This is a genomic window from Ruegeria sp. BG8 (genome assembly GCF_056538325.1).
Window position 1 is genome coordinate 177,577 of sequence record NZ_JBQFSZ010000007.1, and the last position, 25,210, is coordinate 202,786.

Genomic DNA, 25,210 nt, shown 5'->3' on the forward strand with positions numbered 1-25,210 from the left:
TTCAAAAATACCAGATCGTGTCGCGCGCGGGCTTGATTCAAACACGTTTTCCGGCGAGGCTTGGTGTATGAACATGCAGCCTCCCAGCCGGTTCTCTGCAAACTCGGCACAAATGCCCGTCGCGTTTAACCGGCACGAGATGTCACATATCCTGTCTGTATATGGCCGAATGGTCGCAGCCGGTGAATGGCGTGACTATGGAATTTCCAACCTGCGCGAGATGGCAGTGTTCTCTATCTTTCGGCGCACGGCAGAACATCCGATTTACCGGGTCGAGAAACATCCGCGTCTGCGGCAAAAGCAGGGGATGTATTCCGTGGTTGGTATGGATGGACGTATCCTGAAACGCGGCCACGACCTGCGTACTGTCCTCAGAGTATTGGAGCGCAAGCTTATCCGCTCGGTCGATCTGGATTAGAGCCTTTTGTGCGCTGTGACAGGCCCGTCACCCTGTGACTGAATACGTGCGATTGCCTGATCCAGCGGCTCGAATGTGACGTCCATATGGAAGGCGTTCGCATGAAGCAGCATGTTCTCTTCGTACACCCAAGCCACATGGCCTTTCCAAAACAACAGATCACCGCGCTGAGGCGATGTTCCATTGGGTAACTGATGTCCCAATTCGCGTTCCTGATCACCGCTGTCGCCTGGACAGGGCAAACCGCAGGCCAGCATCCCGGCCTGCACCAGACCGGAACAATCCAGCCCGAAGCGGCTGTTGCCGCCCCAAAGATAGGGCGTGCCCAAAAACAGCTCGGCCACGGCGACGGGATCGGTCAGGTTCACCCCGACATGTTTGGCGTGTTGGGATGGGATGAACCCAAGTTCTGTTTCCAGAAAACCATCAATCTCGGATCCAACAGCGATCTTGCTGCCAAAGCTGAGTGACAGGCGGTCCGGGCTTTTCATGTCGGGCAGTGCGTAGGCATGAGTTGCCGGGGCTGTAATCCAATGGGTTTCCGTAATGTCGGGCCCCAACTGATCTGATTTAACCCACCCCGTGTAATTGTCTTTTGCTGATCTGACCTTGCTCCAACCGTTCTGATCTTCGGTGCGCTCAACACTATCACCATACAGCAATTGCCTGTCCCGCGGCCCATCGGGGCTGCGCATCAGGTCGACGACCGGATGAATGACGCATTGACGCGTCATAGATTCAGAATTTCCGGTAAAGCGGCCAGAAGTGCCCGAGGGCCTTGCCCCAATCCACCTTTGCTACGGCCCGGTTCCTTGCTGCGCTGCCATGAGAAGATGTCAAAATGCATATACGGGCTTTCGCCAACAAAGCGTCGCAGGAACAGCGCGGCTGTGATCGATCCGGCAAAACCACCTGCGGGTGCGTTGTCCAGATCAGCGATACCGGGTTCGATCAAACCTTCATACGGGTCGTGGAACGGCATGCGCCACACGGGATCGGCAACGGTTTGTGCGGCTCGGCTCAGGGTGGCTGCGGTGTCGTCAGTGTCGGTATAGAACGGCGCCAAATCTGTTCCGACGGCAACCCGCGCAGCCCCGGTCAGTGTCGCCATCGAGATCACAAGATCGGGGTTTCCTTCATCTGCGAGCGTCAACGCATCGGCCAGAACAAGACGACCTTCGGCGTCGGTGTTGTTGATTTCAACCGTAAGACCCTTGCGTGACGTCAGGATATCGCCGGGCCGAAAGGCATTACCGGCTACGGAATTTTCAACCGCCGGGATCAATACCCGTAACTGCACAGGCAGGCCCAGCGCCATGATCATTCGGGCCAAACCCAGCACATTCGCAGCGCCGCCCATATCCTTTTTCATCAAACCCATCGAGGCACCGGGCTTCAGATTCAGCCCGCCGGTGTCAAAGCAGACACCTTTACCAACCAGAGTCAGTTTTGGACCGCTTTTGCCCCAGTTCATCTCGATCAGACGGGGCGCCTGCGCGGATGCGCGGCCAACCGTGTGGATCATGGGAAAGTTCTGCTCCAACAAGGCGTCACCCGCGATGACGTTGCAAGCGGCACCAAACTCTTGCGCCAGAGCCTCGCTCGCGGCTTGCAATTGGTCTGGCCCCATGTCCGAGGCGGGCGTGTTGACCAAATCTCGGATCAAAGCCTCCGCGCTGGCTATCGTCTCTAATCGGTCTGCATCCACACCTTCCGGTGCGACAAGGCGTGCTTTAGCCGGGGACTGGTTGGCGTAACGGTCAAACGAGTATCCGGTTAGCAACCAGCCAAGGCATTCGGTCTCAAGCATATTATCCGGCACCCCGGATGCGATGGCATATGTGCCTTTGGGCAAAGCCTCGGCCGCAGCGGCCAAAGGAAACCGTTTGCGGGCACGCCCAGCGCTTTTGCCGTATCCAGCCAGCGCGGATACTGGTGCCCCGTTTGAATCCGGTATCAGCAGCACCTGTCCAATCGCGCCCGTAAATCCGTTGCTGCTGACCCAGGCGGCCACAGAGTCCGGTTGGTCTTTCAACCAATCGTCCAGATCAGTTTGCGCAACGACATGCAACGGAATTGACGGCTCAGAGGAGGGGGCAAAAGACAGGGTCATGGCGATCTCGGCTGGTTCGAATTGCGCCCAGCCTATCTGCCCACGATCCGTCCGCAAGCCCCGTCAGACCGAAAGGTCCTGCTGATCCCAGATTACGGTCAACGATTTCTCACCAACCCGGATCAATCGCGACAAGGTCGCCCCGGTTGCCACGGCATCCCCGGCGTCCACGCTGTTGGCCACGTCACCTGCAACCCTTGCTAAAACCGTCATGCCGATCTGATCTGAAATTGCCACCAGGGACCGCGCGCATTTTCGCAGCCCTGCCCAGTCGCGTTGACGCCAGTAGCGTTCGCAATTTGACAGGCGCACCGCCAGCTCTTCGACCGTGCGACACAAGACGTCCAACGCGTTTTTATCGCCCAGTTGCGTATACAATCCATTCAGACGATCCGGGTCCAACCGAACGGATTCCTTGTGTTCAAGCGAAATTATCTTTTCCACCACATTCACCCCAATTATTGATGCCCCCACGGCATAGATTGACTTAGACTGTCAATTCCTTTGCAAAACCTTGCCGCGTTGCGGGATAATTGCTCGAATTTTCGGCGAATTCGGGTTACAGCACTCGGCATAGAAAAGACTAAGGACATAAGAATGGATTGCGCCAAACCTCTGCCGAGCTATCTGGTCAAACGGTATCACGGCTGGAAAGCCACGACATATTCCGAGAACCAGGTCTGGTACAGGCGACTCGCGACCGAGGGACAGCGCCCGCGCGCGATGGTCATTTCCTGCTGTGACAGTCGTGTGCACGTGACGTCGATGTTTGGCGCGGATCAGGGTGACTTCTTCATTCACCGCAACATTGCCAATCTTGTCCCCCCGTATGCCCCTGACGGAGATCACCACGGCACCAGTGCTGCGATCGAATACGCCGTGACCGCGCTGAAAGTGGCGCATCTGATTGTTCTGGGCCATTCACAATGTGGCGGTGTTCAGGGCTGCATCGATATGTGCAAGGGGCAGGCCCCGCAGCTTGAAGCCAAGGACAGCTTTGTCGGGCGCTGGATGGATATCCTCAAGCCGAAATACGATCTGGTTGCCGATGTCGAGGACAGCGTTGATCAGGCGCGCCAATTCGAGCGCCACGCGGTCGTTGCGTCGCTTGAGAACCTCATGACGTTCCCGTTCATCGCTTCGGCCGTTCAGGATGGATCACTGAGCCTGCATGGCCTGTGGACCGATATCGGCGAGGGCGGATTGCAGTGCTACGACCCCGAGGAAAAGAAGTTCAATATCGTCTGATTTGCGAGGACGGCCGACACACGCCGGAGTAGATCGATTTTTGCTTGAGGTTACCGGGCTAAGACCGCTTAGCCCGGTATTGCGACATTAACTGCCCTGATTGCGAAAGCGCTCTTCGAATTCGGGTGTCTGGTTGTCGGCGCTGCCACCGCTTGGGCCTTCGCATGCGGCCACGAAAAGCAGGCTTGCGGTGATGAGGGCGGCTCTGATCATGTTGATGTCCTTTGCGTTCGATCTGCACCAACAAGGCTATACGCTCGGCTCTGGTATCGCACTGAAACCCCCATCGCGTATGGTCAAACCTGTGTGACGCCGCAGTGAGTGCCGCAGCGCGAACAAGAGTGGCTGAGCCCGGTCCCGTAAATTGACGACTACGCTGCGCGTATTATGGCAGTGCCCGGGATTTCGACTTTCCCTTAACGAGAAGTCATTTTCGGTGTGTTTTAGACTTCCCCAAAGTCCTCCTGTGTATAGATTGTTCGAAAACCCACGATTGATTTAAAGTAAATTAGGCGATTGCAATGGATTCAGGAAACAACCCTTCTCGGCAGGATTCGCACGTCTGGATTTCGACGACATGGAACAACAAGTCTGGTGTAACTCCGATGACGCGGAGGGAATATGAAAGGCATTGGCGCGCGGGTCAGCCCAAAGAAATCGGTGAAAAATACAGTGAATTGCTCCAACGGACCTATAACAAAGTTCCTAAGGGCGAGGTGCTGACGGCAGAAGAAATCGGCGATGTCTGGTACTATGGCTCACAGGACGGTAAGCCAGCACCGAGTTTCATGAACGGAGGCGGTCTGCCGGTGCTGTCAGACTCTGCCAAAACGGTTCTGGAACAGTTCGATCTGGGTGAAACCTATTTCCATTCGATCAGATTGCAGGCTCCGGCGGGCCATGCGACGACGTACGAGCCGTATTACATACTGAATGTGTGCAATAAACGTTCGATGGGGAACTACGAGGCGTTGGGTCCCGAAGGTGATCTGTCAGCCCCTTTAAACAACAAATACGGTAAAAGGTTTCTCCCAAGAAAAGGGTCGGAGCACAAACTGGTCGTTGTTCCTGAAGCACTGGGTGGTCCCGACATCTGGATCGATCCGAAAGTTCCCGAACTCCTGTTCCTCTCCGAATGTCTCGTTTCTGCACTGAAAGCAGCCGGAGTCGATGACGGTTGGGGTTTAGTCCGCTGCCCGGTTGGCGTTCTTTGACGCAAGCCAACCGTTTTCGCGTCGCATCGCTTGAATTGATCTGACCGGTTGTGCAATCTGCGGCTGTATTGAGTTAAAGGACTATTGGTATGTTCGATCAGCGACAGAATGAGCGAATTCGTCAACTGCAGGCACAAAGGGCAGCGGCATCACCCAGCCCACGGCCTATCCCGGCACACAATGCCCAGAGCGGCGACATAACCGTCGGATTTCGAATCGTAGCAGCAATCATATTTTTTCCGATCGCGTTGACCGTGCGCCAGGTCGTCGATATGGCGGCAGACCCGAGTTTCGAGTTTGACGCCTCTCAACCGCTGCTTCCACTCGTCTATGTTGCACTGGCATTTGTAATTTTCATGTTTGGCGGAGGTGCCTTTGCCTTGTTTACTTTCCGCAAACGCCCTCGTTTCGCGTGGGTCATAACAGTGTGTTTTGTCGGCTATTTTGCGGGTAACTTGTTTTTTCAGTTTTTCTCGTAGCGCTTGATACCTGCGACGTATGAACTTCTGCTTTGCAGCTTAAATTGGTCAACCATCGGCTGATCCCTCTTGCCGTTCTTGTCCGCGGTTTTTGGCATTGTACGAGTCCAGTTTTGCGATAGCGTCGTGGTCATCGTTCCCTGCAGCATGACTGATTTGCTCGGATTTACGGTTCGAATCGCCAGCGAATAAGCTTTCCCTTCGTCCGCCCTTATCTGAGCGGTTTTCCATCAATAACGCGTCGCAATTAGCAAATCTCTGCCGCTCGAGCGTGTATTGAGACTTAAGGACACCAAGTCGCCGCATTCCTGCCAAAATTGACCTAGAAACTTTCGAAAGCAACGGAGGTAAGGTTATGTCTCAAGCCAGTACTCTCGAACGTGAAATGCTTGATCTCATCAATGCCGAGCGGACCTCGCGCGGTCTGAACGAGGTTCAGCTAGAGTTAAGGTTGAACGACTCGGCCGAAGATCACAGCGCATGGATGCTGAGTACAGGCACCTTTTCTCATACCGGTGTCGGCGGTAGCTCGGCGACCGAACGGATGGTGGATGCTGGGTTCGTTTTGTCAGGTAGCTGGCGCACGGCCGAGAATATTGCCTGGCAAAGTCAGCGCGGTGCCGAGGGGTTCAGCGACGATGTGGTCGATCTGCACAGGGCGTTGATGAACAGTTCAGGACACCGGGCTAATATCCTGAACCCTGAATTGACCGTTATCGGCATCGGGATTGAGATCGGTCGCTTCGACGGTATCCCTGCGGTCATGGTTACGCAGAACTTCGCGCGCACTTCAGCCCCACTTCAATTGGATATCGCGGGTGCGCCAAGTGGCGGAGGTGATTCCGCAGATGCACCGCCTCCTCCGCCGCCGCCGTTGCCTGACCCCGATCCTGTTGAGGTTGTGCAGGTGCCGGAAGAAGGTCCGGGTGTTGGCCCGACCTCCGAGCAAGAGGTGTTCGAATTCGATGGTGAAACCGGCATCTTGCGTGGCACGCCCAGAGAACTTGATGACGATATTCTGCGCGACTTTGATACGGGTAAGACTCTGATCCTTGAAGGTGTCGCACCGGGTCGCTCCAATATTCAGTTCTCGGGGAATTCACAGATTGAAATCGACACGGACGGGGATGGTGATGTTGACGTGACCATTTCGCTGGGCAGCGCGCGTCCCGGTGGAGACATTTTTGCCGTGTCCCAAGGTGGGCACACAGTCATCACTTACGCAGATTACCTGCCCGGTTTGTCTGAAGGCGCCCGGGTGGATAGCAGTTTGGTCAATGGCATCGTAAACAAAGATTTTCTGGCAGGAGATGGTTCGACTGATTTCCGGGTGCAGATGGCCAATATGGGCGTTGCCGGACATGACAACGTGCTCGGTGTCTACGAAATTCAAGGCAATGGTGAGATCACCAATGTCCGACTGATCTATGACAACGTAAAAACCGCGAGCGGGCCGGTTACGCTCGAGGATGTGAACGATGGCAACCGGCTTGGATTCTTCATCGTGCAAGACGGTGCAGATTGGGCCGATAGCCTTGTTAGTGGCGATGTACTGGATTTTAGCACTATAGCTGGAGCCGAGGCCGATATCGACGATGACTTTGCCCTGTTCCTGACGGTGAATGGAGCGAATGCAGGCGTTACCGCTTTCCATTCGGAAAATGCTGCGCTGAATGTCGACGGCCAGCAACATGCGCTGTCCGGCATCGCACCCGGAGGCGAAGCTATGATTGTCGGGTTCGAGGACCTGACCGGCGGCGGCGACTACGATTTCGAGGATGTGGTATTTTCGGTCACACGTTTGGAATCGGACGCGTTGTCCATCGTGTGATCAGCACCAAACGAAACAGGGCCGCCTTTGATCAGGCGGCCCTTTTTTGTGGTTAACCCTTTTTCAGAACCTCACGGCCCAGAAGTTCCGCGATCTGTACCGCGTTCAGGGCAGCGCCCTTGCGCAGGTTGTCGGACACGCACCACAGGTTGATGCCGTTTTCGATGGTCGAGTCCTGACGGATACGGCTGATGAATGTCGCGAAATCGCCAGCGCATTCGATGGGCGAGACGTAGCCGCCAGCTTCGCGCTTGTCGATCACCATGATGCCGGGGGCCTCGCGCAGGATGTCACGGGCCTCGTCTTCGTCCAGAAATTCCTCGAACTCGATATTCACTGCCTCGGAGTGGCCGACGAAAACGGGAACGCGGACGCAGGTGGCTGTGACCTTGATCGACGGGTCGACGATCTTTTTGGTCTCGACCACCATCTTCCATTCTTCCTTGGTCGAGCCGTCTTCCATGAAGACGTCGATCTGCGGGATGACGTTGAAGGCGATCTGTTTCTGAAACTTTTTGGGTTCCACCTCGGTAGTGGGGTTGTAGATCGCTTTGGTCTGATCCCAAAGCTCATCCATGCCTTCCTTACCGGCACCCGACACCGACTGATAGGTCGAGACAACCACGCGCTTGATGCGCGCGCGGTCATGCAGCGGCTTCAGCGCCACAACCATCTGCGCGGTCGAGCAGTTGGGGTTGGCGATGATGTTCTTGTTTTTATAGTCGTGGATCGCCTGCGGGTTACACTCTGGTACGATCAGCGGAATCTCCGGGTCATAGCGATAGAGCGAGCTGTTATCGATTACCACACAACCCGCCGCAGCCGCCTTGGGCGCGTAGACCTTGGTTGCGTCCGAGCCGATGGCAAACAGCGCCATGTCCCAGCCGGTGAAATCAAAGGTGTCGATGTCCTGGGTTGTCAGTGTCTTGTCGCCAAAGCTTACTTCGGTACCCAACGAACGACGGCTTGCCAGCACGGCAAGTTCATCGACGGGGAACTGGCGTTCCGCCAGGATGTTCAGCATTTCGCGGCCCACGTTACCCGTGGCGCCGGCGACAACGACGCGATAGCCCATTTCATGTCTCCAAAGTTAAGGACGCGCGTTCATAGCTGCGTTGCGGCAAAGAAAAAAGAGCAAACGCGCTAATATTCGGACTATGACGGCGTTTTGAGGCGTTTCCTGACCTCAGGTCTGGTTCAACAGGGACCGATAGACCTTTACGATCTCTTCCGCCTCGCCTTCGATTCGAAAATTCTCTTCGATATGCTGGCGGGCAGCCTGCCCGGCGGCGGCCATTTTCTCTGGATCGCTCAGCATGTCGTGCAATGCGCCGGCCAGCGCATCTGCGTTGTCCTTTTCTACGAGGCGACCGGTAATTCCGTCCTGAATTTGCGCGCTGAAGGCACCCACATCGTGGCAGGCAATGGCGGGCACACCCGATGCCATGGCCTCTAGCGGGGTCAGGCCGAACCCTTCGTGACGCGCAGGGGCGACGAACAGATCCAGAGCGCGGTAGGTTTCCACGATCTCTGACCAAGGACGTTCACCCAGAAACCGGACGCGATCAGCCAGCCCCGCTTGTTTAAGCTTGTCTTCCTGTTCTTGCTGGAACGCCTCAAACTCTTTCGTGGCATTGCCGGTAAAGACAATTTTGGCATCGGGAAATGAGGGCAGCACTTTGATCGCGGCATCCACCAGCAAATCGACCCCTTTTTGGGGGCGTATACGTCCGAAACAGCCGATGAGTGTCCCTGCAGGCAATCCAAGCTTTGTGCGCAGTGCATCCTTATCCGTAGCAGGGTGAAATATCTGCGTATCCACGCCGTGCATGATCACTTTTGAAGGATGCTTGAGAAACGATGCTGCCTGCGGGGTCGTGGCAATCAACGCATCCATTTTTGAGATCAGCTTTTTGGTGAACCCTGAATGATCGCGCTGGGCCGCAGAGGTGAACAGCAGCTTGTAGTTTCGACGAAACACGGCCTTCAGAACCAGCCCCATCAACATCTCGGTGTTGCGACGCGCATGCCAGACCATTGGAGCCTTATTCGGCAGAAACAGAGCCTTCCAAAGGCGAATGTGGGGAATATCGTCTGGCAAACCCGGCCCTGTGGCGCGGATATTGATCATCTTGGCTTGTATTGGCAGCAACCGGATAATGGTTGTCGTTACGCCCGATAGGCTGTGTTTCAGGTTCGGCGCCAGCACTTCGATATTCTGCATTGCGTTCTCCTTACCCGATGACCCGAGGTGGGATCACTCGACGCTGTCGCGGCTAAACAGGTAGATCACACAACCAATCGCCAGCGTAATCGCGAAAAACCCGAATATCGCTGTGTAGGGGGCAGTGGGTCCGATGTCCACTGTGCCCGCATGTATGCGCCCGGTGACGAATTGTGCCAAACCGACGCCGCCGATCCCGAACAGGTTCAGAAGCGTCATACCCCGCCCGACCAGATGCGGGGGAACAAACGCCCGCCCATGCGCCATGATGACGGGAAAACTTGCGCCGGTGAAACCAATCACGGCGATCAGAACAACAGAGAGCCATACGGCACTGTCGATCCACAGGCAAAGTAGCAGCATCGCCACAACACCCATAGCGTTGCCACCGAAGATCACCCATTTTCGTGTACCCAGCAGCCGGTCAAGGGGGCCGTACACAAAGGTGCCAGCGATCATGGCGGTTCCCATGATGAGTGTGGCGGTGCCGATTTGCGTGGTGCTGAGGTTGAAAATATCACTCAGGTAGGGGCCGGCCCATAACCCGCGCGTCGCAGCCGAAGGGGCGTAGGCCACCAGCATCAAGGGCAGGATTGTCCATAAGGCCGGTTCCCGCAGCAGATCCAGAAGTGAGCCTTTTTGCTCGGTTTCGACCCGCTTTGGATCCTTTACGCTGATCCAGATGCCGAACGCTATGGCCGCAGAAAAGGCGGCGAGTGTGACCATTGTGGCCCGCCACCCCATAAGCTCGACCGCGAGTGCCGTTGGGTAGGACGCGACAAGATTGCCAACAGACCCGACCCCAAGCATTACTGCTGCCAGAGTCGCAAAGCGGGCGGGCGGGTATTCGCGGGCGAAGATGTAGTATGACGCCATCAACACAGGCGAGCATCCGACGCCAATCAACCCCATGGCCAAAGCGATATGAAACGGGGTGCTGGCTACAGCAAACAGCAATGCCCCGCCCGCACCACCGATCAGCAGTAAAATGGCAGAGGTGACCCGTGGCCCTGCACGGTCCAGGGCCCAGCCGACCGGCAATTGCATTGCGGCAAACACAAGAAACCATAGCCCTGACGCAAAGGCTAAATCTTCGGGGGTGGCGCCAATATCCCGGCCCAGATCAACGCTGAGAACAGCCAGAAAGGCGCGGAAAAACTGGCTGAGCACATAGCCCAGACACAAAACGATCAGACCTGCCTTCATGTGACGTCTCTTCCCCCAATCGATGACCGGACATGATTGGCACGTGGCACGGCCATGCACAAGCACGTGTTGGATGACGATTTCGCGCGACAGGTCTCACTTAAGGACTATGTTATAGTTAAGGATGAGGTGAGGTGAAAATGAAGGACGCTCAGGTCGCGTTTTACGACGGTCTTCCGCTGCTGCGTGACTTCACTCGCCTTGCAAACCCCGAACAATTTGCAGCATTGCCCGATGATTGGGTTCTGGGTGTCGCAGACATCGTGGATTCGACCGGTGAAATCGAAAAAGGCCGGTACAAGACGGTCAATATGGTTGGCGCTGCGGTCATCTCGTCCATGATCAACGCGATGGCGGGTAAGCGCTTTCCTTATGTTTTTGGCGGTGACGGGGCCGGTTTTGCCGTACCGGCCAGTGCGGCGGATATCGCGCGTGACGCTCTGGCTGCCATGCGCCGATGGGCAGAAGACGAATTCTCGATCTCATTGCGTGCCGCTTTGATTACCGTGTCAGATATCCGGGCGGCTGGCAAAGACCTGCGCGTTGCCAGATATGCGCCCTCGGATGGGGTGGATTACGCCATGTTTTCCGGTGGTGGGTTGGCGTGGCTGGAAGCTGAGATGAAACAAGGCAATATCTCGGTTCCCATTGCTGAACCGGGCGCTTTACCCGATTTGACTGGTCTATCCTGTCGGTGGTCCAACGTGCGGGCCCGGCATGGTCAGATCCTGTCTCTGGTCGTTGAGCCCACCGCCCGAGCGACCGAGAGCGATTTTGCCGATCTCGTCCAATCGGTTCTATCCACATCAGAAAGGTTGGAACGGGCGGGCCACCCCGTTCCCGAGAATGGACCACCAATTGGCTGGCCGCCGCCGGGGCTGGACGTGGATGCCCATGTCGCGCGTGCCGGGCGAAATTTATTTGTTCAAAAACTGAAGCTGTTGGCGCAGAACCTTTTGATTGCCTTGTTGTTTCGTTCGGGCAAGCGGCTGGGGAATTTCGAGCCCGGGCATTACAAGACCATGGTTAGCCGTAACGCGGATTTCCGGAAATTCGATGACGGTTTGAAAATGACGCTGGATTGCGACCCTGTCACGTTGGGCGAAATTCAGATGATGCTGGATCAAGCGCGTGGACAGGGGAAAATCCGGTACGGCCTGCATTTACAGGACGAGGCGATGATGACGTGTTTTGTGCCTTCGGCAACCCGGGACGATCACGTACATTTCGTGGATGGTGCCTCGGGCGGTTATGCGCAGGCTGCTGCTGCGATGCAGGGCTAACAGGTCATTTTGCTTTCCATTTGGCGGACAGGCTTCGCGCAGCTTGCGTCAACAGCATGACGTCAATGCCCACCGCAAGGAACTGGGCCCCCATTTCAAGATAAGCCTGCGTCGCCTCTTCGTTCGTTCCCAGAATACCCGGAGCTTTACCCGCCGCTTGGATTCGACGAATGGCGTCTGCAATGGTTTCCTGAACCTCGGGCGCGGCGCTGTTGCCCTGATATCCCATATCGGTTGAAAGATCCGCCGGACCGATGAAAACGCCGTCTATACCGTCGACTTTCAGTATCTCATCCAAAGCCGCAATTCCGGCGCGGTTTTCAACCTGCACCAACAGGCAGATCTGGGCGTCCGCAGTTTTGATGTAATCGCTGAACGCGCCATAACCTGTTGCCCGGGCCGCTCCTGCGCCCACCCCTCGGACGCCTTCCGGCGGATAGCGGCAGGCCCGCACCAGATCACGCGCCTGTTCGGCGCTGTTTACCATCGGCACCAGTACAGTTTGTGTTCCCGCATCCAGCACCATCTTGATCAGTGCAGCATCCCCAACAGGTACCCGGACAACCGGGTGTGTGGGACTTGCGCTCAGCGCGATGAGTTGGTCGCGTATGGATCTGATGTCATTTGGCGCATGCTCTCCATCGATGACAAGCCAGTCGAAACCAGCAGTGCCCATGATCTCGGCGGTTATGGATTCTGCGAAACTGGTCCAACAGCCAATCAAACGTTCGCCGCTTAGTAGAGCCTGTTTGAAGGTGTTTACAGGTGCAGGCATGTTGGACCCTTTTCAGATAAAGTGATGTGAATACCGAATTGGCCAAGAAAGGCATCATCTCGGTTTTGCACCGTGTAAGTGATCGCCATTTGCAGATAGAGGTCAACCTTTTTCCCGGCAAAAGCACAGGCCGCAAATGGCGGTGCGATGTCCGGCTTGGTCACACGTTGCCTCAGTTAGGTTTGGTTGCAGTCCAGCCGGAATTCGTCCAAGGTTTGTTATGTCCAAGCAACTGCCACTGACCTCCCGTTCCCTGCCTATTGCCTTGTTACGTGCGCGCGAACGGGTCATGGGCCCTATCCGGAAAATGCTGGCTGACGCAGGGGTGACAGAACAACAGTGGCGCGTGTTGCGTGTTCTGAAAGAGGATGGACCGCAGGAGCCGACGCTTATCGCTGAACGTGCATGCCTTCTACTGCCCAGCCTGACCAGAATCCTGCAAAAACTGGAGGTCAAAGGCCTGATCCGCAGACAGGTCCATCCCGGTGATAAACGCAGGCAGATTGTCGAGATTACGGTGCAAGGTGAACAGATCATCCGCGACAATATTGATGTGACGGTTCAGTTGGCTGAGGAAATCAAAGCGAAGCTGGGGCCGAAACGCCATGAGGATTTGTTGGACCTGCTCAATGAGTTGCACAACCTGAAAAACTGATCGCCAAAAGATGCGCCCCGCCAGAGGTGGCGGTAGTTTACCTCTGGCGGGATGGCCAGACTTTGACTGGACTGCGCGTCTGGCCGACGCTCCAAAGAACCTGAACCCTCAATCAAGGTTGCGAGACGAATATTGCGATCCAAGGGGGGGCAGGATCGCACATCGCGGTTCTTTGAAATCCGTACGTTTGCTTGCTGGTTCGCTCACAAGCTGGGAAAGTCTTTGTTCAACCTGCGCTGCCTGTGGCAAAGAACGGTCACATTTTGTCGCGTCTGACGTGTTTTTCTGTATGATGTTACACATTTAGGATGTCTTGACAAAATGCCAAGCCATGCTGCGTCAAAGTGATCAGAATTAGCTGATCTAACGAATTGCAGGGTCCGCTCGGCTTGCCGATCCTGTCATGCCCTCTAGGATGATGGTGACATGACATGGAAAGGAGCCCTGATGTCGGATGAGTTGTTTGCGCTGCCCGAACCGATCTCGGTGCCGATCAATGGCCTTTCGACCAGATATCCGGTGGGCCGCATCTTCTGTGTGGGCCGAAACTATGCGGCTCATGCTGCAGAAATGGGCCATGAAGTCGATCGTGAGGCGCCATTCTATTTTACCAAATCGGCGGCAAATGCCGTTTTGTCTGGCGCGCAGGTCCCATATCCACCCGGAACAGACAATTTTCACCATGAGATGGAGCTGGCCGTCGCGATCGGAAAGCCTGTTTTCCGGGCAACGGCTTCTCAAGCGTCCGAGGCCGTATATGCCTATGGGTGCGCCTTGGATATGACCCGCCGCGATCTTCAAATCCGCGAGCGAAACAAGCAACGGCCGTGGGATTTGGGGAAAGACCTGGAAAATGGCACAGTTCTGGCACCGCTTACCTTGGCCACCGAATGGGCCCCCGACGATGACAAGCGCATCCACTTGTCGGTCAACGGGTCCGTCCGACAGGATGCCACGCTGCATGAGCTGATCTGGAAAATTGACGAAATCATTTGCCATCTTTCCGGCTACTATCATTTGCGACCGGGTGACTTGATCCTGACAGGAACACCGGCCGGTGTAGGGCCAGTGCAGGCTGGCGATGTATTAGAGGGCGCAATTGACGGGTTGGCACCTATCACACTGGCGCTGTCTGCGGCTGAATAAGTCCTATTTAGGGTCTTTTTCCCAGTGCGGCGCAAATTCAACGTTGTCTAGACCGGCGAACCGGCGGACGCGTTCCAATTCAGACTGCAGGCGTTTCGTCCGTGCTTTGGACCACCGAACTGTCTTTTCTGGCCAAAGGGCCATTACGTGAAGGACACCGCGATCACGGTGTGCCTTCATGTCGATACGCCCAATGATGCGGTCCCCTTCAAGCAGTGGAAACACATAGTAGCCAAAAGTGCGTTTTGCGGCGGGTACGAAAACTTCGATGCGATAATGGAAGCCAAACAACCTTTCAGCTCTTTTCCGGTCGCGCAACATGGGGTCAAACGGGCTGAGAACGCGGATACGACCGGGTGGCGGTACATCCCACACCGGATCAAGTACCTCTGGCCGGGCCACAACTTTTCTGAGCTGGCCGTTTGCGCAGGTGATTTCGGTTTCTTGCAACACTCCCTTTGATAGAGCCTGTTTTGTCCATTCCCGCGCTTCGTTGGCGCTGACTGTGTCCCAAAACGCCGCCAATTCGCCCGAGGTCGCAAAACCCAGGCGGTCCAGCGCAGCGTTGCACAACCAGTCTACCGTTTCCTCGGCGTCGCAGCTCAGGTTTCCTGGACAAAGATGAGTTTCGATAACTCTTTCCGTCAGGTCATAGCGTTTCTGAAACCCTTGTCTGCCGACAACTGTCAGCGCCCCCGACCGCCACAGAAATTCAAGGGCGGTTTTCGAGGGATGCCAATCCCACCAACCACCCGAGCCCTTCTTTTCATCCTTGCCGACGTCCGAAGAGGATACCGGACCGTGATCGCGGATATGTTGCAGAACGGTTTCGAACTGTTTTTCGAATCCATCCCTGCGCCAGTTTTTCCAGCGTGACTTCAGTAAATCGGCATCACGCTGAAAGCGCAGGTGCCAATGGCGATAAAAAGCCATCGGTATAACCGCAGCATCGTGCGTCCAGTGTTCGAACAGCGCACGGTCCTGTTCATATAATCGCTTCAGATGCGTCGGGCGGTAACTCGTCCTGCGTGAAAACAAGATCATGTCGTGGGCCCGTGCCACGGTGTTGATACTGTCCAACTGCACGAAACCCAGCCGGTGGATCAAATCCAACAAGTCGGCGCCCTTTGCGCCGCCCGAGGGGGGCTCGGCCAATGCGTGGCGATCCATGAACAGCCGGCGCGCCGTTTGGTTGTCCAGCTGCGGCAGGGCCACGGACCTACCGCCGTTTCAGCGTGTCGCCAAAACTGATCTTAGGGGTCAAAGTCACGCGTGTATCGATCGCGGTATCGGGATCAGACAGTTGCGTCGCGATAATCTCTGCCGCTTTACGTCCGATTTCCAACCGGCACGCATCCATAGTGGCCAATTTGCGGGGCAGGCCCTGCAGCAATTCTACATTGTTGAACCCGGCCAATCCGATCTGACCCGGTACGTCAATTCCTTGATCCAGCAGGTACAGCAAACCACCGGCCCCGATCATGTCATTGGAGTAATATAGAAAATCCAGTTCAGGCGAACGTTCCAGCATCGCCTGTGTCATCTCGCGACCCTTGGCCAGGGCCGAGCCACCCGAGTAGAACTCGCGATCTTCGATCTCGACCCCGTGCTTACCGAGAACTTCGGTAAACCCCTCGAACCTTTTTCGGGCGCGGTGATCCAAGGGCATTTTCGTGCCCATAAAACCGATATGTTCGTACCCCGCCTTCAGAATGGCTTGTGCCATTTCACGGCCTGCACGGCGATGCGAGATACCAACCATCGCATCAACAGGCTTACCGTCAGTGTCCATGATCTCGACCACTGGAATACCAGAGGAATCCAGCATTGCGCGGGCGGCTTCGGTGTGTTCCAGCCCCGCGATTATCACGCCTGACGGACGCCACGACAGCATCTCGTACAGAACCTTTTCTTCTTTTTCGGGCAGGTAATCGGTGACCCCGACAACTGGCTGCAGCTCGGTATCTTCTAGCACCTGATTGATGCCGGTCAGCACTTCGGGGAAGACCATGTTGGACAGAGACGGGATAATCACAGCAACCAGATTTACGCGGCTAGAGGCCAGAGCGCCTGCGATTTTGTTAGGCACATACCCAAGCTCTTTTGCGGCGGCCAGAACGCGGGTACGGGTGGCGTCGGATACATCCCCACGGTTCCGCAGCACCCGACTGACCGTCATCTCGGATACCCCCGAAGCCTCTGAAACATCTCGAAGAGTAAGCGGGCGTTTGGTTTCTGTTGTCACGGATGCACCTGCGTTGTTGTTTTTTGAATGGTAGCGTGAACACGATGTAATTTACAACTGTTCAGCAAAGGTCATGACATCCCGAAAAAACGCAGGTAGAGAGAGCTTTGCGTGGCCCCGTGGCTCAACTGGATAGAGCAGCCCCCTCCTAAGGGGCAGGTTGCAGGTTCGAATCCTGCCGGGGTCGCCAGTTCATTGGTTACTAAACAGGAATCGTGATTTGTTTGCGATCGCGGAACTTATTCTGCGACTTTCGGTCCGGCCTCGTGCTTTTTGAATTGCTGATCGAAAAGATTGCGAAAACTGCCGTTTTTTTCCAACAATTCGTTCAGGTTCCCCTGTTCCACCACTGCTCCGTCCTGCACAACCATTATCTTATCGGCTTCAAGGACGGTCGATAGCCGGTGTGCGATCACAATAACTGTCACATCCCGGGTCAAAGCATCCAGCGCTTCTTTGACCAAGGACTCGGATTCAGCGTCCAATGCGCTGGTTGCTTCATCCAACAGCAAAATTTCTGCTTTGCGCAGAATGGCACGCGCGATCGCCACGCGCTGCTTTTGCCCACCTGACAAAAATGTTCCGTTTTCTCCAACCGGGGTGTCATAACCTTTGGGCAGCCCCATGATAAAATCATGGGCATGAGCGGCCTTGGCCGCGGCTATGACTTCGTCATCTGTCGCATCGGGGGCTGAGCATCTCAGGTTTTCCATCACAGAGGTTGAAAACAGAAACGTGTCTTGTCCCACGTACGAGATCTTTTGCCTTAGAGACGAAAAACTCACGTGGCGAATGTCCTGGCCGTCAATCTCGACCGTTCCCTGATCCGGGTCGTAAAACCGCATGATCAGCCCGAATAGGGTCGATTTTCCGCCTCCCGACTGCCCTACCAGTGCGGTCGTTTTTCCGGCTTCGAACTTCAGGTTCAGGTTTTCGATGATGGGCATCGAGCCCTGGTAGCCAAAGGTAATATCGCGCAAAGCAATCTCGCCAGGTCCTTTGGACAGATCACGCGCATCCGGGCTTTCCTGCATCGTATCTTCTTGGTCCAGTAGCCCAAACAGCAAGCCGACCCCCACCATGCAGGTTTCGATCTGAACGCGCATCTTGGACAGACGTTTGGCCGGTTCATACGCCATCAAGAGTGCAGTGATGAAGGACATCAATTGCCCGGCTGACGGCTGTTCCGTGCCGGCAAGACCCATAGTGCTAACGATCAACACACCAGCAACAGCCAGACCGGCCAGAAATTCCATCAATGGGCTGGCTATCGACTGCAGCTTGGCGATGTCGTTTGCCCGGGCTTCTACTTTCCGAATGGCTGTGTCCATCCGGTCGATCATCTTATCTTCCAAAGAAAAGACCTTGATCACTTTTATACCCGCGGAAGTTTCCTGAAGAACGCGGATGATTTCCGCCAAAGACTTGAACTCGGCCTGCATGATCGAGCGAACACTGCGTAACAGGTAACGGACACCCAGAAGCGCCACGGGGCCGACGATGAAGAACATGACCGACAAAACCGGCTGCTGGTACACCATGACGATGACAAGGCCCACTAGTGTAAGGGCGTCGCGCACAAAACCGGTAACCAGAACGTCGATCAGTTTGCGGGCCGATTGCGCGCCTTGTGTGGTTCGCATCAACAGGTTCGAGGATTCATTCGCTGAAAAGAAGGAAACACCGTGCCGAAGTAGCTTGCGATAAACCTTGTCTTGTTGTGCGGCAACAATCCGGTTGCCCGCTCGCGCCAAATAGATCGCTTGCACATAAGATGCGACGGCCTTGGTCAGAAACAGAAGGATCACACTCAGTGCAATGATGTGCGCCCACCCGCGCAGTTCCGGGCTGGTCATGGCATCGACGATATATTCCATCATATACGCTGAGCCTGCGGTGGTTGCCGCAACACCAATCATGGCAATGATGGCAATAGCATAAAGATGCCCTTGCGCAAAAAAGCTCTCGCTGATGAGTCGCCCCATATAGCCAGATCGCCAGTTGTGCCAGGCGCGCGTCAGCATTGCGTTCTCCAGTTTATGAAACCTCGCGGTCGCTCAGATAACCTATAATCAATTTTGCCTAAAGGGCAGAAGATGAGGCGTGACAGTGTGGCTCGTATTGAAAGTTCCGCGATCGCTTGGGGCAAATAAGGGCGCGCCTCGGTCAAAGCAAGGGTAAGAACGTGTTCAGCGTCATAAATAGCTGCGGCTTCGGTGGGGTTTTGACTATTGGTTCAGTCCGATAATCCTCTCGAAGTTGGTCTAAATGTGTTGCGTAAAAACAATGCCTGCTTGATGTGCAAGATGCCCATAAATTAAGCAATCGAGCTTTTTGAAAGATGGGTTCTGATTTTACCAACAAACGACGTTCCGCCCGAAACGGATGCTTTCCAAAAGGTTTCAATGTGATACAGTGAGGTATTGTCTTGAATGCGCATATTTTTTTGGGACAACCTTCCCAGAGAAAACACGGGCTGCGTATCTGGCAATTTTTCGCTACACTGCGAAGGTGTTGCGCAGCAAAAAATAAAGTATCGTTCTTTTGTTGTTGAGATTGCTATATGCGATCCGTAGAAGCGCCAAAAATTCGATTGGTTAGTACAAGTGTCCATCAAGGCTGTCATACTTAGTCTTCCAAAAGATATAGAGCGCCGCGATTTCTGCGAAAAGGAATTCGCGCGTCTCGGACTTAGTTATGAATTCTCGGATGCGATTTCAGGCGAACAGCTATTAAGCTCGGATCTGCACAACATTTACGATGCGGATATGAACCGCGTGAAATTCAAGCGTCCTCTTAGCCGGAACGAAGTGGCGTGTACGTTGGGGCATCGTCAAATCTGGCAAGAAATTGCTGAATCGGACGATTATGTTGCTTTGGTCCTGGAGGATGACGCGACATTTGTCCGTGACCCGCGGTTCTTTTTGGATGCACTTTCGGAATGCCCCGAGTGTTTCGAGGATGTCATGATCAAGCTGGACGGCGTTCCCGGCAAGAACCGGCAGGTGCTGACAGAGTTTGCGGGGCAAAACTTGGTGCTTTCTGACCTTCTGCCGCCCAGAACAACCGGATATATCATTGGCCGACGGGCCGCGGCGAGATTGCTGGAGATTGATGCCCCGATCTCGCGACCGATCGATATCGATCTGAAATTCTACTGGGAGCACAACGTTCCGATACTGACACTGGCGGAACAGATGATCGCCGAGCGTGAAGCATGCGGCAGCACCATAGATGCTGAAAGACGCAAGACTAAGACCGGATCGCCGCTGCAAAGATTTCTGCGCAATTTGATGTATCAGGCAAAGTACACCCATGGCCGTCTGAGCCACCCGTTAAAGCCCGATGCCATCGAGGGTCTCGGTCCTTTGCTAAGAACGGATAATCCGGCCCGGGACCGCATATGAAAAAGAGCCTTGTGGTTGTCCGTGCGGGCAACAAGTCTTTGCATCATCGTTGGCTGGAAATTCCCTACGAAGACCGCGCCTATGATCTGCTCGTCAGCTTTTTTTCGGACGAGGCATTCGCGGAATTTGAACCTGAACCCGGCGTAGAAGCCTCTTTGGTAAAGGGCGGGAAATGGGATGGTTTGTTCAAAACGCTCACCGAGCGGGAAATAGATCAATATTCCTATTATTGGCTTCCTGATGATGATCTGGATATCGGTGCCAAAGAAGTTAATGCCATGTTCGAAGCCATGGAGCGGCATGGGCTACGCATTGCACAGCCGTCTTTGACGCCAGACAGCTACTTTTCTCATTTCGTGTTCAGCCAATGCCCAGGTTTCGCGCTACGCTATATTAACTACATCGAAATCATGGCGCCTTGCCTGCATCGGGATATCCTGAAAAACGCTTTGCCTCTGTTTCAGGGCACGATGAGCGGCTACGGATTGGATTACATATGGTGCCGTTGGGCAGAAGCCGGCGCATTTCGAGCGGCGATACTTGATGAGATCGCAATGCATCATACGCGACCGGTTGGCAAAAACCTAAAGGTTGCGATGGCAGAAAGCGGGAACCTCAGTTCGGAAGAAGAAGAGGCCGTTTTGAAAGAAATGTTCGATCTGTCGCGTCGTACGGTGCCTATTGTCTTTGCCGGGTTGACCCCGGACGGACAGCCTGTTTCCGGTCGGTTTCAGACAGGTTGGCGCATGTGCAAGGGATGGCTGTCCAACCTGTCCGAATTCCGTGACGCCAGTGAAGCCCGTGCGGGAATACTCAAGATTGCAAGGCGGCAGTTGGTTAAACCGTTGGATATGTCCACGATTGTGCCGAAACAGAAAGGTATCTAGATGACAACCGGGCGTTTTTTGATGGTAGGCGCTGGCCTGTCCGGAGCCGTTATTGGCCGTGAATTGGCCGAGAACGGGCATGATGTGACGATAGTAGACAGCCGGGATCACATCGGCGGCAATTGTCACACGGAACGCGATGCCGACACGGGTGTTATGGTCCACGTTTATGGGCCACACATTTTTCACACCGACGACGAAGAGGTATGGCAATACGTAAACCGTCACGCCAATTTCCTGCCCTACAAAAACAGGGTCAAAACCACTTCTAGGGGACAGGTCTTTTCGCTTCCGGTCAATCTGCACACGATCAACCAGTTCTTTGGTAAGACCATGCGCCCGGACGAAGCATATCAGTTTATAACCCAAGAACAGGCTGACACGTCGATTTCAGAGCCTCAGAGCTTTGAAGAACAGGCCATGCGGTTCGTAGGTCGAGATCTGTATGAAGCGTTCTTCAAAGGGTACACGATCAAGCAATGGGGGTGTCAACCCTCTGAACTGCCTGCTTCGATCCTCAAGCGATTGCCGGTGCGGTTCAATTACGACGACAATTACTTTTTTCATAAGTTCCAAGGCATGCCCGAAAACGGCTACACGGACATGATTGAGCAGATCCTTGATCATCCCGCGATCAAAGTAAACCTGAATACAACATTTGAACGTGCCATGGGCGATGAGTTCGACCACGTATTCTATTCGGGTCCACTGGACGGATATTTTAATTTTGAATTGGGGCGTCTTGGGTATCGAACGCTGGATTTCGAACGCTTTACTTATGATGGGGACTATCAAGGCTGCGCCGTCATGAACTATGGCGAAGAAGACGTCCCATACACGCGCATCACCGAGCACAAGCACTTTGCACCATGGGAAACGCATGACGGTTCGGTTTGCTACCGAGAATTCTCACGCGCAGCTGGTCCGGATGACATCCCCTATTATCCAATCCGACAAGTCAAGGAAAAGGCTTTACTGGGAGAGTATGTTGAGTTGGCTGACAAAACGGAAAACGTCACGTTTGTCGGTCGGTTGGGCACGTATCGCTATCTGGATATGGATGTAACAATACGCGAGTCCCTGGATACCGCCAAAGCCGCACTTGACGCCATTTCAAGCGGTGAAAAGCTTAAACCGTTTTTCGTCTTTGTTTTGTAGGGCTGGGTCGCAGTTTACCGCGATGCGTTTGGGGGTAGTGGATCCCCAAACGCGCACTATCTATTGAGAGCGCGTTCCAGAAGGCGGTCGTATTCTTCTTCCGCTTATTACTGATTTGAAATCTTCACCAAATACGCGACTGATTTTTACATTGGTGTCAGGGATTGCTTTGCTGGGCATCTGCAAGGCTACGGCGGTATTTGGCGTTCAGTCGGCACCAGATCCAACGCGAGAATTGCCTTTTGGTTCTTTCGAATGACGTTTCACGCCAAGGTGTTTGGTTTCGATGCGCCCAGTAGAGCTCGTAAAAAGGGTTGTAGCACTTAAGATGCCAGGGTTTTCGGGAGTCGGTAAAATGCAAAATTCCCGGATCCTCAGCCGCCTGACGGGCATCGTCGTCGGAGTATGCAGGCTCCAGTTCGTTTCTGACATACAACCGGTTGTTGGCGTTCCACCGCAGATCTACCGGAGCTACTTTATTCTCAAAAATGATGTTGAGAAGGTCCTGATCCTGAAGGGTAATATATTCACCATTTTGTTCAAACGCTGACATCACCTCTGCCTTCAGATCCATCTGCCTAAGCTGATCGACATCCAGAACCAGAATTCCGGCGTTGAAGTACTTATGGCTCGTGCTTAGTCGAAGGCGCCGGGACTGCAAAACCCCTCCTTCATCCGGTGCGGCGGCGACGGTCATACCTTTCATGTCGGTTTCCCAAAGCGTGTCCAGGTCGGCAGTCGCCAAGGTATCGGCGTCCATGTAAATTAAGCGATGGACATGATCAGGAAGGTACTGATCCATGACCAGCCGATAGTAGGTGGTCATCGAGATGTGGGCGCGGTTCATCGGCAGCCATAGAAGCGTTTCAACCGGGACAATCGGAAACGAGACGCGCGCGCCGTAAGGCTTTGCAATGTCAGCTAGGTGAAGACAGGATTCTTCCGTCATGTCGCCTTTGTGGAAGACGAAGAATTCAAACCGCTCGGGCTGTTTTGCATGCTTCAACACAGAATGCAGAGACGTCGCAGCATGTTTTGCATAGCCTTCGTCTATTGCATAAGCAATTGATATCCGGTCACCCAAAGATTGCGCCGCGACAGGCTGCTGTTCGATCGATTGCGTGGCATTCGCCAGAGCACGGGTTATGTTTGCCTGTTGCGGCGGCTTTGCGGCAAAGGCTATGCGCCCCTCTTCGACCCTTGCGTTGCGGGCGGCTTGTGCATAGCGGAAGAAAGCTTCGGTCAGGCGTTCGGCTAGAAAACCGATAACACGAGCCTGATAGCTGTCATATCCGCTGGTATCCAAGTGTTTTTCGGTCTCTTCCAGAACCGGGAACATCCAGTCGCAGTACTCAAAGAACAGCTCGCGTTTCATGACAAAGATATTTCCGAAACGCGTTTGCCGATCCTTCAAGGATTGCAGAACGTACGGGAAAATCTCAGTGTTGGCCGATCGGCAGACGTCCACACAGGTATCTAAGTCCCGGGCATAGTGATCCCGCGCATAAAGCGCGTAATTGGTCATCGGATAATCGGGCATCCCCGACGCATATGTGTCATAGACAGGCGGGGTCAGGATATCTGCTTCCACCATCCTTTCCCGAATAACTCTGTCATCCCAACCGAACCTTTGCTTTTCGGACTGGTCGACATGGATAAACGATCTATCCGTTTTTAGCGCAGTCGAAAACGACACCAAGCGACGGTAGTGCATAAGGCCATAATACTCGGCTTCGACATTGTGGCGCATCCAGTACGCAGCCGTCAGTTCGCACCACTCTTTGTTCTTTTCAGAGATATTGCGCCCGCAGTCGTCCCGCAATGCGTAGTCCAAAGCCTGGTCGGATAAAGCTGCGCCAACATGAATGGGTTGCAAAATCCCGGTTTTAACAACAGGGGCTGGTTTATGATAGCAAACGCCCACAAATATGTCGGTCTTAATCGTTTCCATCTTGTTTTGTCTTTTTGGGTCTCGACCGAATAGTGCGCTTGAAGGAGCCGTAGGTGGTCAACGGTTCGAACAAAAGCGTGTCTTTACCAACCAAGCCAATCGCTTGCACAGCTAAATAGACCAGTATTTGTATTGGGAAGGCGGGTCAATGCTTCCAATCGCGCCATTCGACGCGCGAGTACCCTAGTTAGTCAATCCAAGTGCGACCAATACTGCCTAGTCAGTTTTTTGTTAGCTAATGACTTGCCCCCTGAAAAGTCCTCGACTTAGCGTTAGCCTGTTCCCCAACCTAGGATACATACGATGGCTCTTTCGCAAACTTCATCCCTACGTGTCAGTTTGGGTGCATTTCTGGTAGGGCGCACCGAGACATAAAAGCAAGAGGGCCGGGCGATCTCATTCAAGGGCCCGCATTTTCCGAAGGATGTGATCTTGCACGCGGTTTTCTTCTATTAGTGCTATAATGTTACCTAACGAGAGCAGCAGGAAATCTCCACGGAATGTGGGGTTGATCTACATCAGGCAACAATGAACTGGTGGGTCAGTCCATACGCCGACCTTGTTGCTGAAGCAGCGCAGTACAGAAGGCGTCCCGCCTACCTTTTGTGGCGAATGGTCTAAACCTATTTGAAAGTAAAAGGCGAAAGAGCCTATATTTACCGAGCCATCAACAAATACGGCAACACAACGGACTTCATGCTGTCCGGGCGTCGAAGCAATGGCGCTGCAACGCTGTTATGCGCCCGCGCGCTCGAGCTGAATAGATTGCCACTCAAGATCGTCGTCGACATTAGTCGTGCCAGCACTGCTTGCGTAAAGGGAATTAAGAAGGTGTTTAACAGCCTTGGTTGCTCGATTTCGATAGAAATTATCAGGCGGAAACACCTCAATAATATGATTTAACAGGATAACCGTTTCATCAAACGAAGGATCGAGCCCATGCTGGGGATCAAAGCCCTCACGGCACCCG

At 54.3% G+C, this 25,210-nt stretch carries 26 protein-coding genes and 1 tRNA gene; 13 read left to right on the forward strand and 14 right to left on the reverse strand.

Annotation, left to right across the window (positions count from 1 at the left end):
• Positions 1–67 precede the first annotated feature (67 nt).
• Positions 68–418 (forward strand): DUF2794 domain-containing protein, encoded by a 351-nt coding sequence (locus tag ACR0DG_RS15020; protein ID WP_480699262.1) that lies wholly within the window; start codon positions 68–70, stop codon positions 416–418.
• Here ACR0DG_RS15020 and ACR0DG_RS15025 read toward each other — a convergent pair.
• The 3 genes from ACR0DG_RS15025 to ACR0DG_RS15035 all read right to left on the reverse strand — a co-directional run bounded on the left by ACR0DG_RS15025 (position 415) and on the right by ACR0DG_RS15035 (position 2,984).
• Complete coding sequence (locus tag ACR0DG_RS15025) at positions 415–1,152, reverse strand: C40 family peptidase (RefSeq protein WP_480699260.1); 738 nt, start codon at positions 1,150–1,152, stop codon at positions 415–417. The two genes, ACR0DG_RS15020 and ACR0DG_RS15025, sit on opposite strands and share 4 nt — an antisense overlap.
• Positions 1,149–2,531, reverse strand: a complete 1,383-nt coding sequence (locus ACR0DG_RS15030; protein ID WP_480699258.1) for a leucyl aminopeptidase family protein — start codon at positions 2,529–2,531, stop codon at positions 1,149–1,151. Before ACR0DG_RS15030 ends, ACR0DG_RS15025 begins: the two co-directional genes overlap by 4 nt.
• Before the next feature lie 63 nt (positions 2,532–2,594).
• The gene (locus ACR0DG_RS15035; protein ID WP_480699507.1) at positions 2,595–2,984 is read right to left on the reverse strand and encodes a hypothetical protein; all 390 of its coding nucleotides are present in this window, start codon (positions 2,982–2,984) and stop codon (positions 2,595–2,597) included.
• A 144-nt stretch (positions 2,985–3,128) separates the two neighbouring features.
• On the opposite strand from ACR0DG_RS15035, the gene ACR0DG_RS15040 reads away from it, so the two are divergent.
• A complete protein-coding gene (locus ACR0DG_RS15040) occupies positions 3,129–3,779 on the forward strand; it encodes a carbonic anhydrase (protein ID WP_480699257.1) in 651 nt (216 codons plus the stop codon).
• Positions 3,780–3,866: 87 nt separating this feature from the next.
• Here the strand turns inward: ACR0DG_RS15040 and ACR0DG_RS15045 are convergent, their stop codons facing one another.
• Positions 3,867–3,992: a hypothetical protein gene (locus ACR0DG_RS15045; RefSeq protein WP_480699255.1), complete on the reverse strand. Its 126-nt coding sequence runs from the start codon at positions 3,990–3,992 to the stop codon at positions 3,867–3,869.
• Between the two features lie 392 nt (positions 3,993–4,384).
• Between ACR0DG_RS15045 and ACR0DG_RS15050 the strand changes: the two genes are divergently transcribed.
• Complete coding sequence (locus ACR0DG_RS15050) at positions 4,385–4,993, forward strand: imm11 family protein (RefSeq protein ID WP_480707207.1); 609 nt, start codon at positions 4,385–4,387, stop codon at positions 4,991–4,993.
• 89 nt (positions 4,994–5,082) lie between these two features.
• Positions 5,083–5,472 (forward strand): hypothetical protein, encoded by a 390-nt coding sequence (locus ACR0DG_RS15055; protein WP_480707209.1) that lies wholly within the window; start codon positions 5,083–5,085, stop codon positions 5,470–5,472.
• 48 nt (positions 5,473–5,520) lie between these two features.
• Here the strand turns inward: ACR0DG_RS15055 and ACR0DG_RS15060 are convergent, their stop codons facing one another.
• The gene (locus tag ACR0DG_RS15060) at positions 5,521–5,703 is read right to left on the reverse strand and encodes a hypothetical protein (RefSeq protein ID WP_480707211.1); all 183 of its coding nucleotides are present in this window, start codon (positions 5,701–5,703) and stop codon (positions 5,521–5,523) included.
• A gap of 124 nt (positions 5,704–5,827) precedes the next feature.
• Here ACR0DG_RS15060 and ACR0DG_RS15065 point away from each other — a divergent pair, with 124 nt between their 5' ends.
• Positions 5,828–7,303: a CAP domain-containing protein gene (locus ACR0DG_RS15065; protein ID WP_480699251.1), complete on the forward strand. Its 1,476-nt coding sequence runs from the start codon at positions 5,828–5,830 to the stop codon at positions 7,301–7,303.
• Between the two features lie 52 nt (positions 7,304–7,355).
• Here the strand turns inward: ACR0DG_RS15065 and ACR0DG_RS15070 are convergent, their stop codons facing one another.
• The 3 genes from ACR0DG_RS15070 to ACR0DG_RS15080 form a co-directional block, all read right to left on the reverse strand.
• The gene (locus ACR0DG_RS15070) at positions 7,356–8,378 is read right to left on the reverse strand and encodes an aspartate-semialdehyde dehydrogenase (protein ID WP_480699249.1); all 1,023 of its coding nucleotides are present in this window, start codon (positions 8,376–8,378) and stop codon (positions 7,356–7,358) included.
• A gap of 111 nt (positions 8,379–8,489) precedes the next feature.
• Positions 8,490–9,527, reverse strand: coding sequence for a glycosyltransferase family 4 protein (locus ACR0DG_RS15075; protein WP_480699247.1), 1,038 nt, complete (start codon positions 9,525–9,527; stop codon positions 8,490–8,492).
• 33 nt (positions 9,528–9,560) lie between these two features.
• Positions 9,561–10,733, reverse strand: a complete 1,173-nt coding sequence (locus tag ACR0DG_RS15080; protein WP_480699245.1) for an MFS transporter — start codon at positions 10,731–10,733, stop codon at positions 9,561–9,563.
• A gap of 140 nt (positions 10,734–10,873) precedes the next feature.
• Between ACR0DG_RS15080 and ACR0DG_RS15085 the strand changes: the two genes are divergently transcribed.
• The gene (locus ACR0DG_RS15085) at positions 10,874–12,016 is read left to right on the forward strand and encodes a DUF3095 domain-containing protein (RefSeq protein WP_480699243.1); all 1,143 of its coding nucleotides are present in this window, start codon (positions 10,874–10,876) and stop codon (positions 12,014–12,016) included.
• A gap of 4 nt (positions 12,017–12,020) precedes the next feature.
• On the opposite strand, the gene ACR0DG_RS15090 is transcribed toward ACR0DG_RS15085, so the two are convergent.
• Positions 12,021–12,791, reverse strand: coding sequence for an HpcH/HpaI aldolase family protein (locus ACR0DG_RS15090; RefSeq protein ID WP_480699241.1), 771 nt, complete (start codon positions 12,789–12,791; stop codon positions 12,021–12,023).
• On the reverse strand, positions 12,776–12,955 hold the full coding sequence (locus ACR0DG_RS15095) for a hypothetical protein (RefSeq protein ID WP_480699239.1): 180 nt from the start codon (positions 12,953–12,955) through the stop codon (positions 12,776–12,778). Before ACR0DG_RS15095 ends, ACR0DG_RS15090 begins: the two co-directional genes overlap by 16 nt.
• 56 nt (positions 12,956–13,011) lie before the next feature.
• Between ACR0DG_RS15095 and hpaR the strand changes: the two genes are divergently transcribed.
• Together hpaR and ACR0DG_RS15105 are read left to right on the forward strand one after the other, a co-directional pair.
• Positions 13,012–13,446, forward strand: coding sequence for a homoprotocatechuate degradation operon regulator HpaR (gene hpaR, locus ACR0DG_RS15100; protein WP_480699237.1), 435 nt, complete (start codon positions 13,012–13,014; stop codon positions 13,444–13,446).
• A gap of 447 nt (positions 13,447–13,893) precedes the next feature.
• Positions 13,894–14,592, forward strand: coding sequence for a fumarylacetoacetate hydrolase family protein (locus tag ACR0DG_RS15105; RefSeq protein ID WP_480699505.1), 699 nt, complete (start codon positions 13,894–13,896; stop codon positions 14,590–14,592).
• 3 nt (positions 14,593–14,595) lie between these two features.
• Here the strand turns inward: ACR0DG_RS15105 and ACR0DG_RS15110 are convergent, their stop codons facing one another.
• Positions 14,596–15,807, reverse strand: coding sequence for a winged helix-turn-helix domain-containing protein (locus ACR0DG_RS15110; RefSeq protein WP_480699235.1), 1,212 nt, complete (start codon positions 15,805–15,807; stop codon positions 14,596–14,598).
• Between the two features lie 4 nt (positions 15,808–15,811).
• On the reverse strand, positions 15,812–16,837 hold the full coding sequence (locus ACR0DG_RS15115) for a LacI family DNA-binding transcriptional regulator (protein ID WP_480699233.1): 1,026 nt from the start codon (positions 16,835–16,837) through the stop codon (positions 15,812–15,814).
• Positions 16,838–16,950: 113 nt separating this feature from the next.
• On the opposite strand from ACR0DG_RS15115, the gene ACR0DG_RS15120 reads away from it, so the two are divergent.
• Positions 16,951–17,027, forward strand: a tRNA-Arg gene (locus ACR0DG_RS15120).
• 49 nt (positions 17,028–17,076) lie between these two features.
• On the opposite strand, the gene ACR0DG_RS15125 is transcribed toward ACR0DG_RS15120, so the two are convergent.
• On the reverse strand, positions 17,077–18,861 hold the full coding sequence (locus ACR0DG_RS15125; RefSeq protein ID WP_480699231.1) for an ABC transporter ATP-binding protein: 1,785 nt from the start codon (positions 18,859–18,861) through the stop codon (positions 17,077–17,079).
• 582 nt (positions 18,862–19,443) lie between these two features.
• On the opposite strand from ACR0DG_RS15125, the gene ACR0DG_RS15130 reads away from it, so the two are divergent.
• From ACR0DG_RS15130 to glf, 3 genes are read left to right on the forward strand one after another with little or no spacing between them, the layout of a single operon-like run.
• Positions 19,444–20,244 carry a glycosyltransferase family 25 protein gene (locus ACR0DG_RS15130; RefSeq protein ID WP_480699229.1) on the forward strand — a complete coding sequence of 267 codons (801 nt, stop codon included), beginning with the start codon at positions 19,444–19,446 and terminating at the stop codon, positions 20,242–20,244.
• Positions 20,241–21,131 (forward strand): hypothetical protein, encoded by an 891-nt coding sequence (locus tag ACR0DG_RS15135; RefSeq protein ID WP_480699227.1) that lies wholly within the window; start codon positions 20,241–20,243, stop codon positions 21,129–21,131. Before ACR0DG_RS15130 ends, ACR0DG_RS15135 begins: the two co-directional genes overlap by 4 nt.
• Positions 21,132–22,289: a UDP-galactopyranose mutase gene (gene glf / locus ACR0DG_RS15140; protein ID WP_480699225.1), complete on the forward strand. Its 1,158-nt coding sequence runs from the start codon at positions 21,132–21,134 to the stop codon at positions 22,287–22,289. It begins immediately after the preceding gene.
• A 157-nt stretch (positions 22,290–22,446) separates the two neighbouring features.
• Here glf and ACR0DG_RS15145 read toward each other — a convergent pair whose 3' ends face one another.
• The gene (locus tag ACR0DG_RS15145; RefSeq protein WP_480699223.1) at positions 22,447–24,240 is read right to left on the reverse strand and encodes a DUF4422 domain-containing protein; all 1,794 of its coding nucleotides are present in this window, start codon (positions 24,238–24,240) and stop codon (positions 22,447–22,449) included.
• Positions 24,241–24,867: 627 nt separating this feature from the next.
• On the opposite strand from ACR0DG_RS15145, the gene ACR0DG_RS15150 reads away from it, so the two are divergent.
• Positions 24,868–25,143: a DDE-type integrase/transposase/recombinase gene (locus ACR0DG_RS15150; RefSeq protein ID WP_480699221.1), complete on the forward strand. Its 276-nt coding sequence runs from the start codon at positions 24,868–24,870 to the stop codon at positions 25,141–25,143.
• Positions 25,144–25,210: the final 67 nt, after the last annotated feature.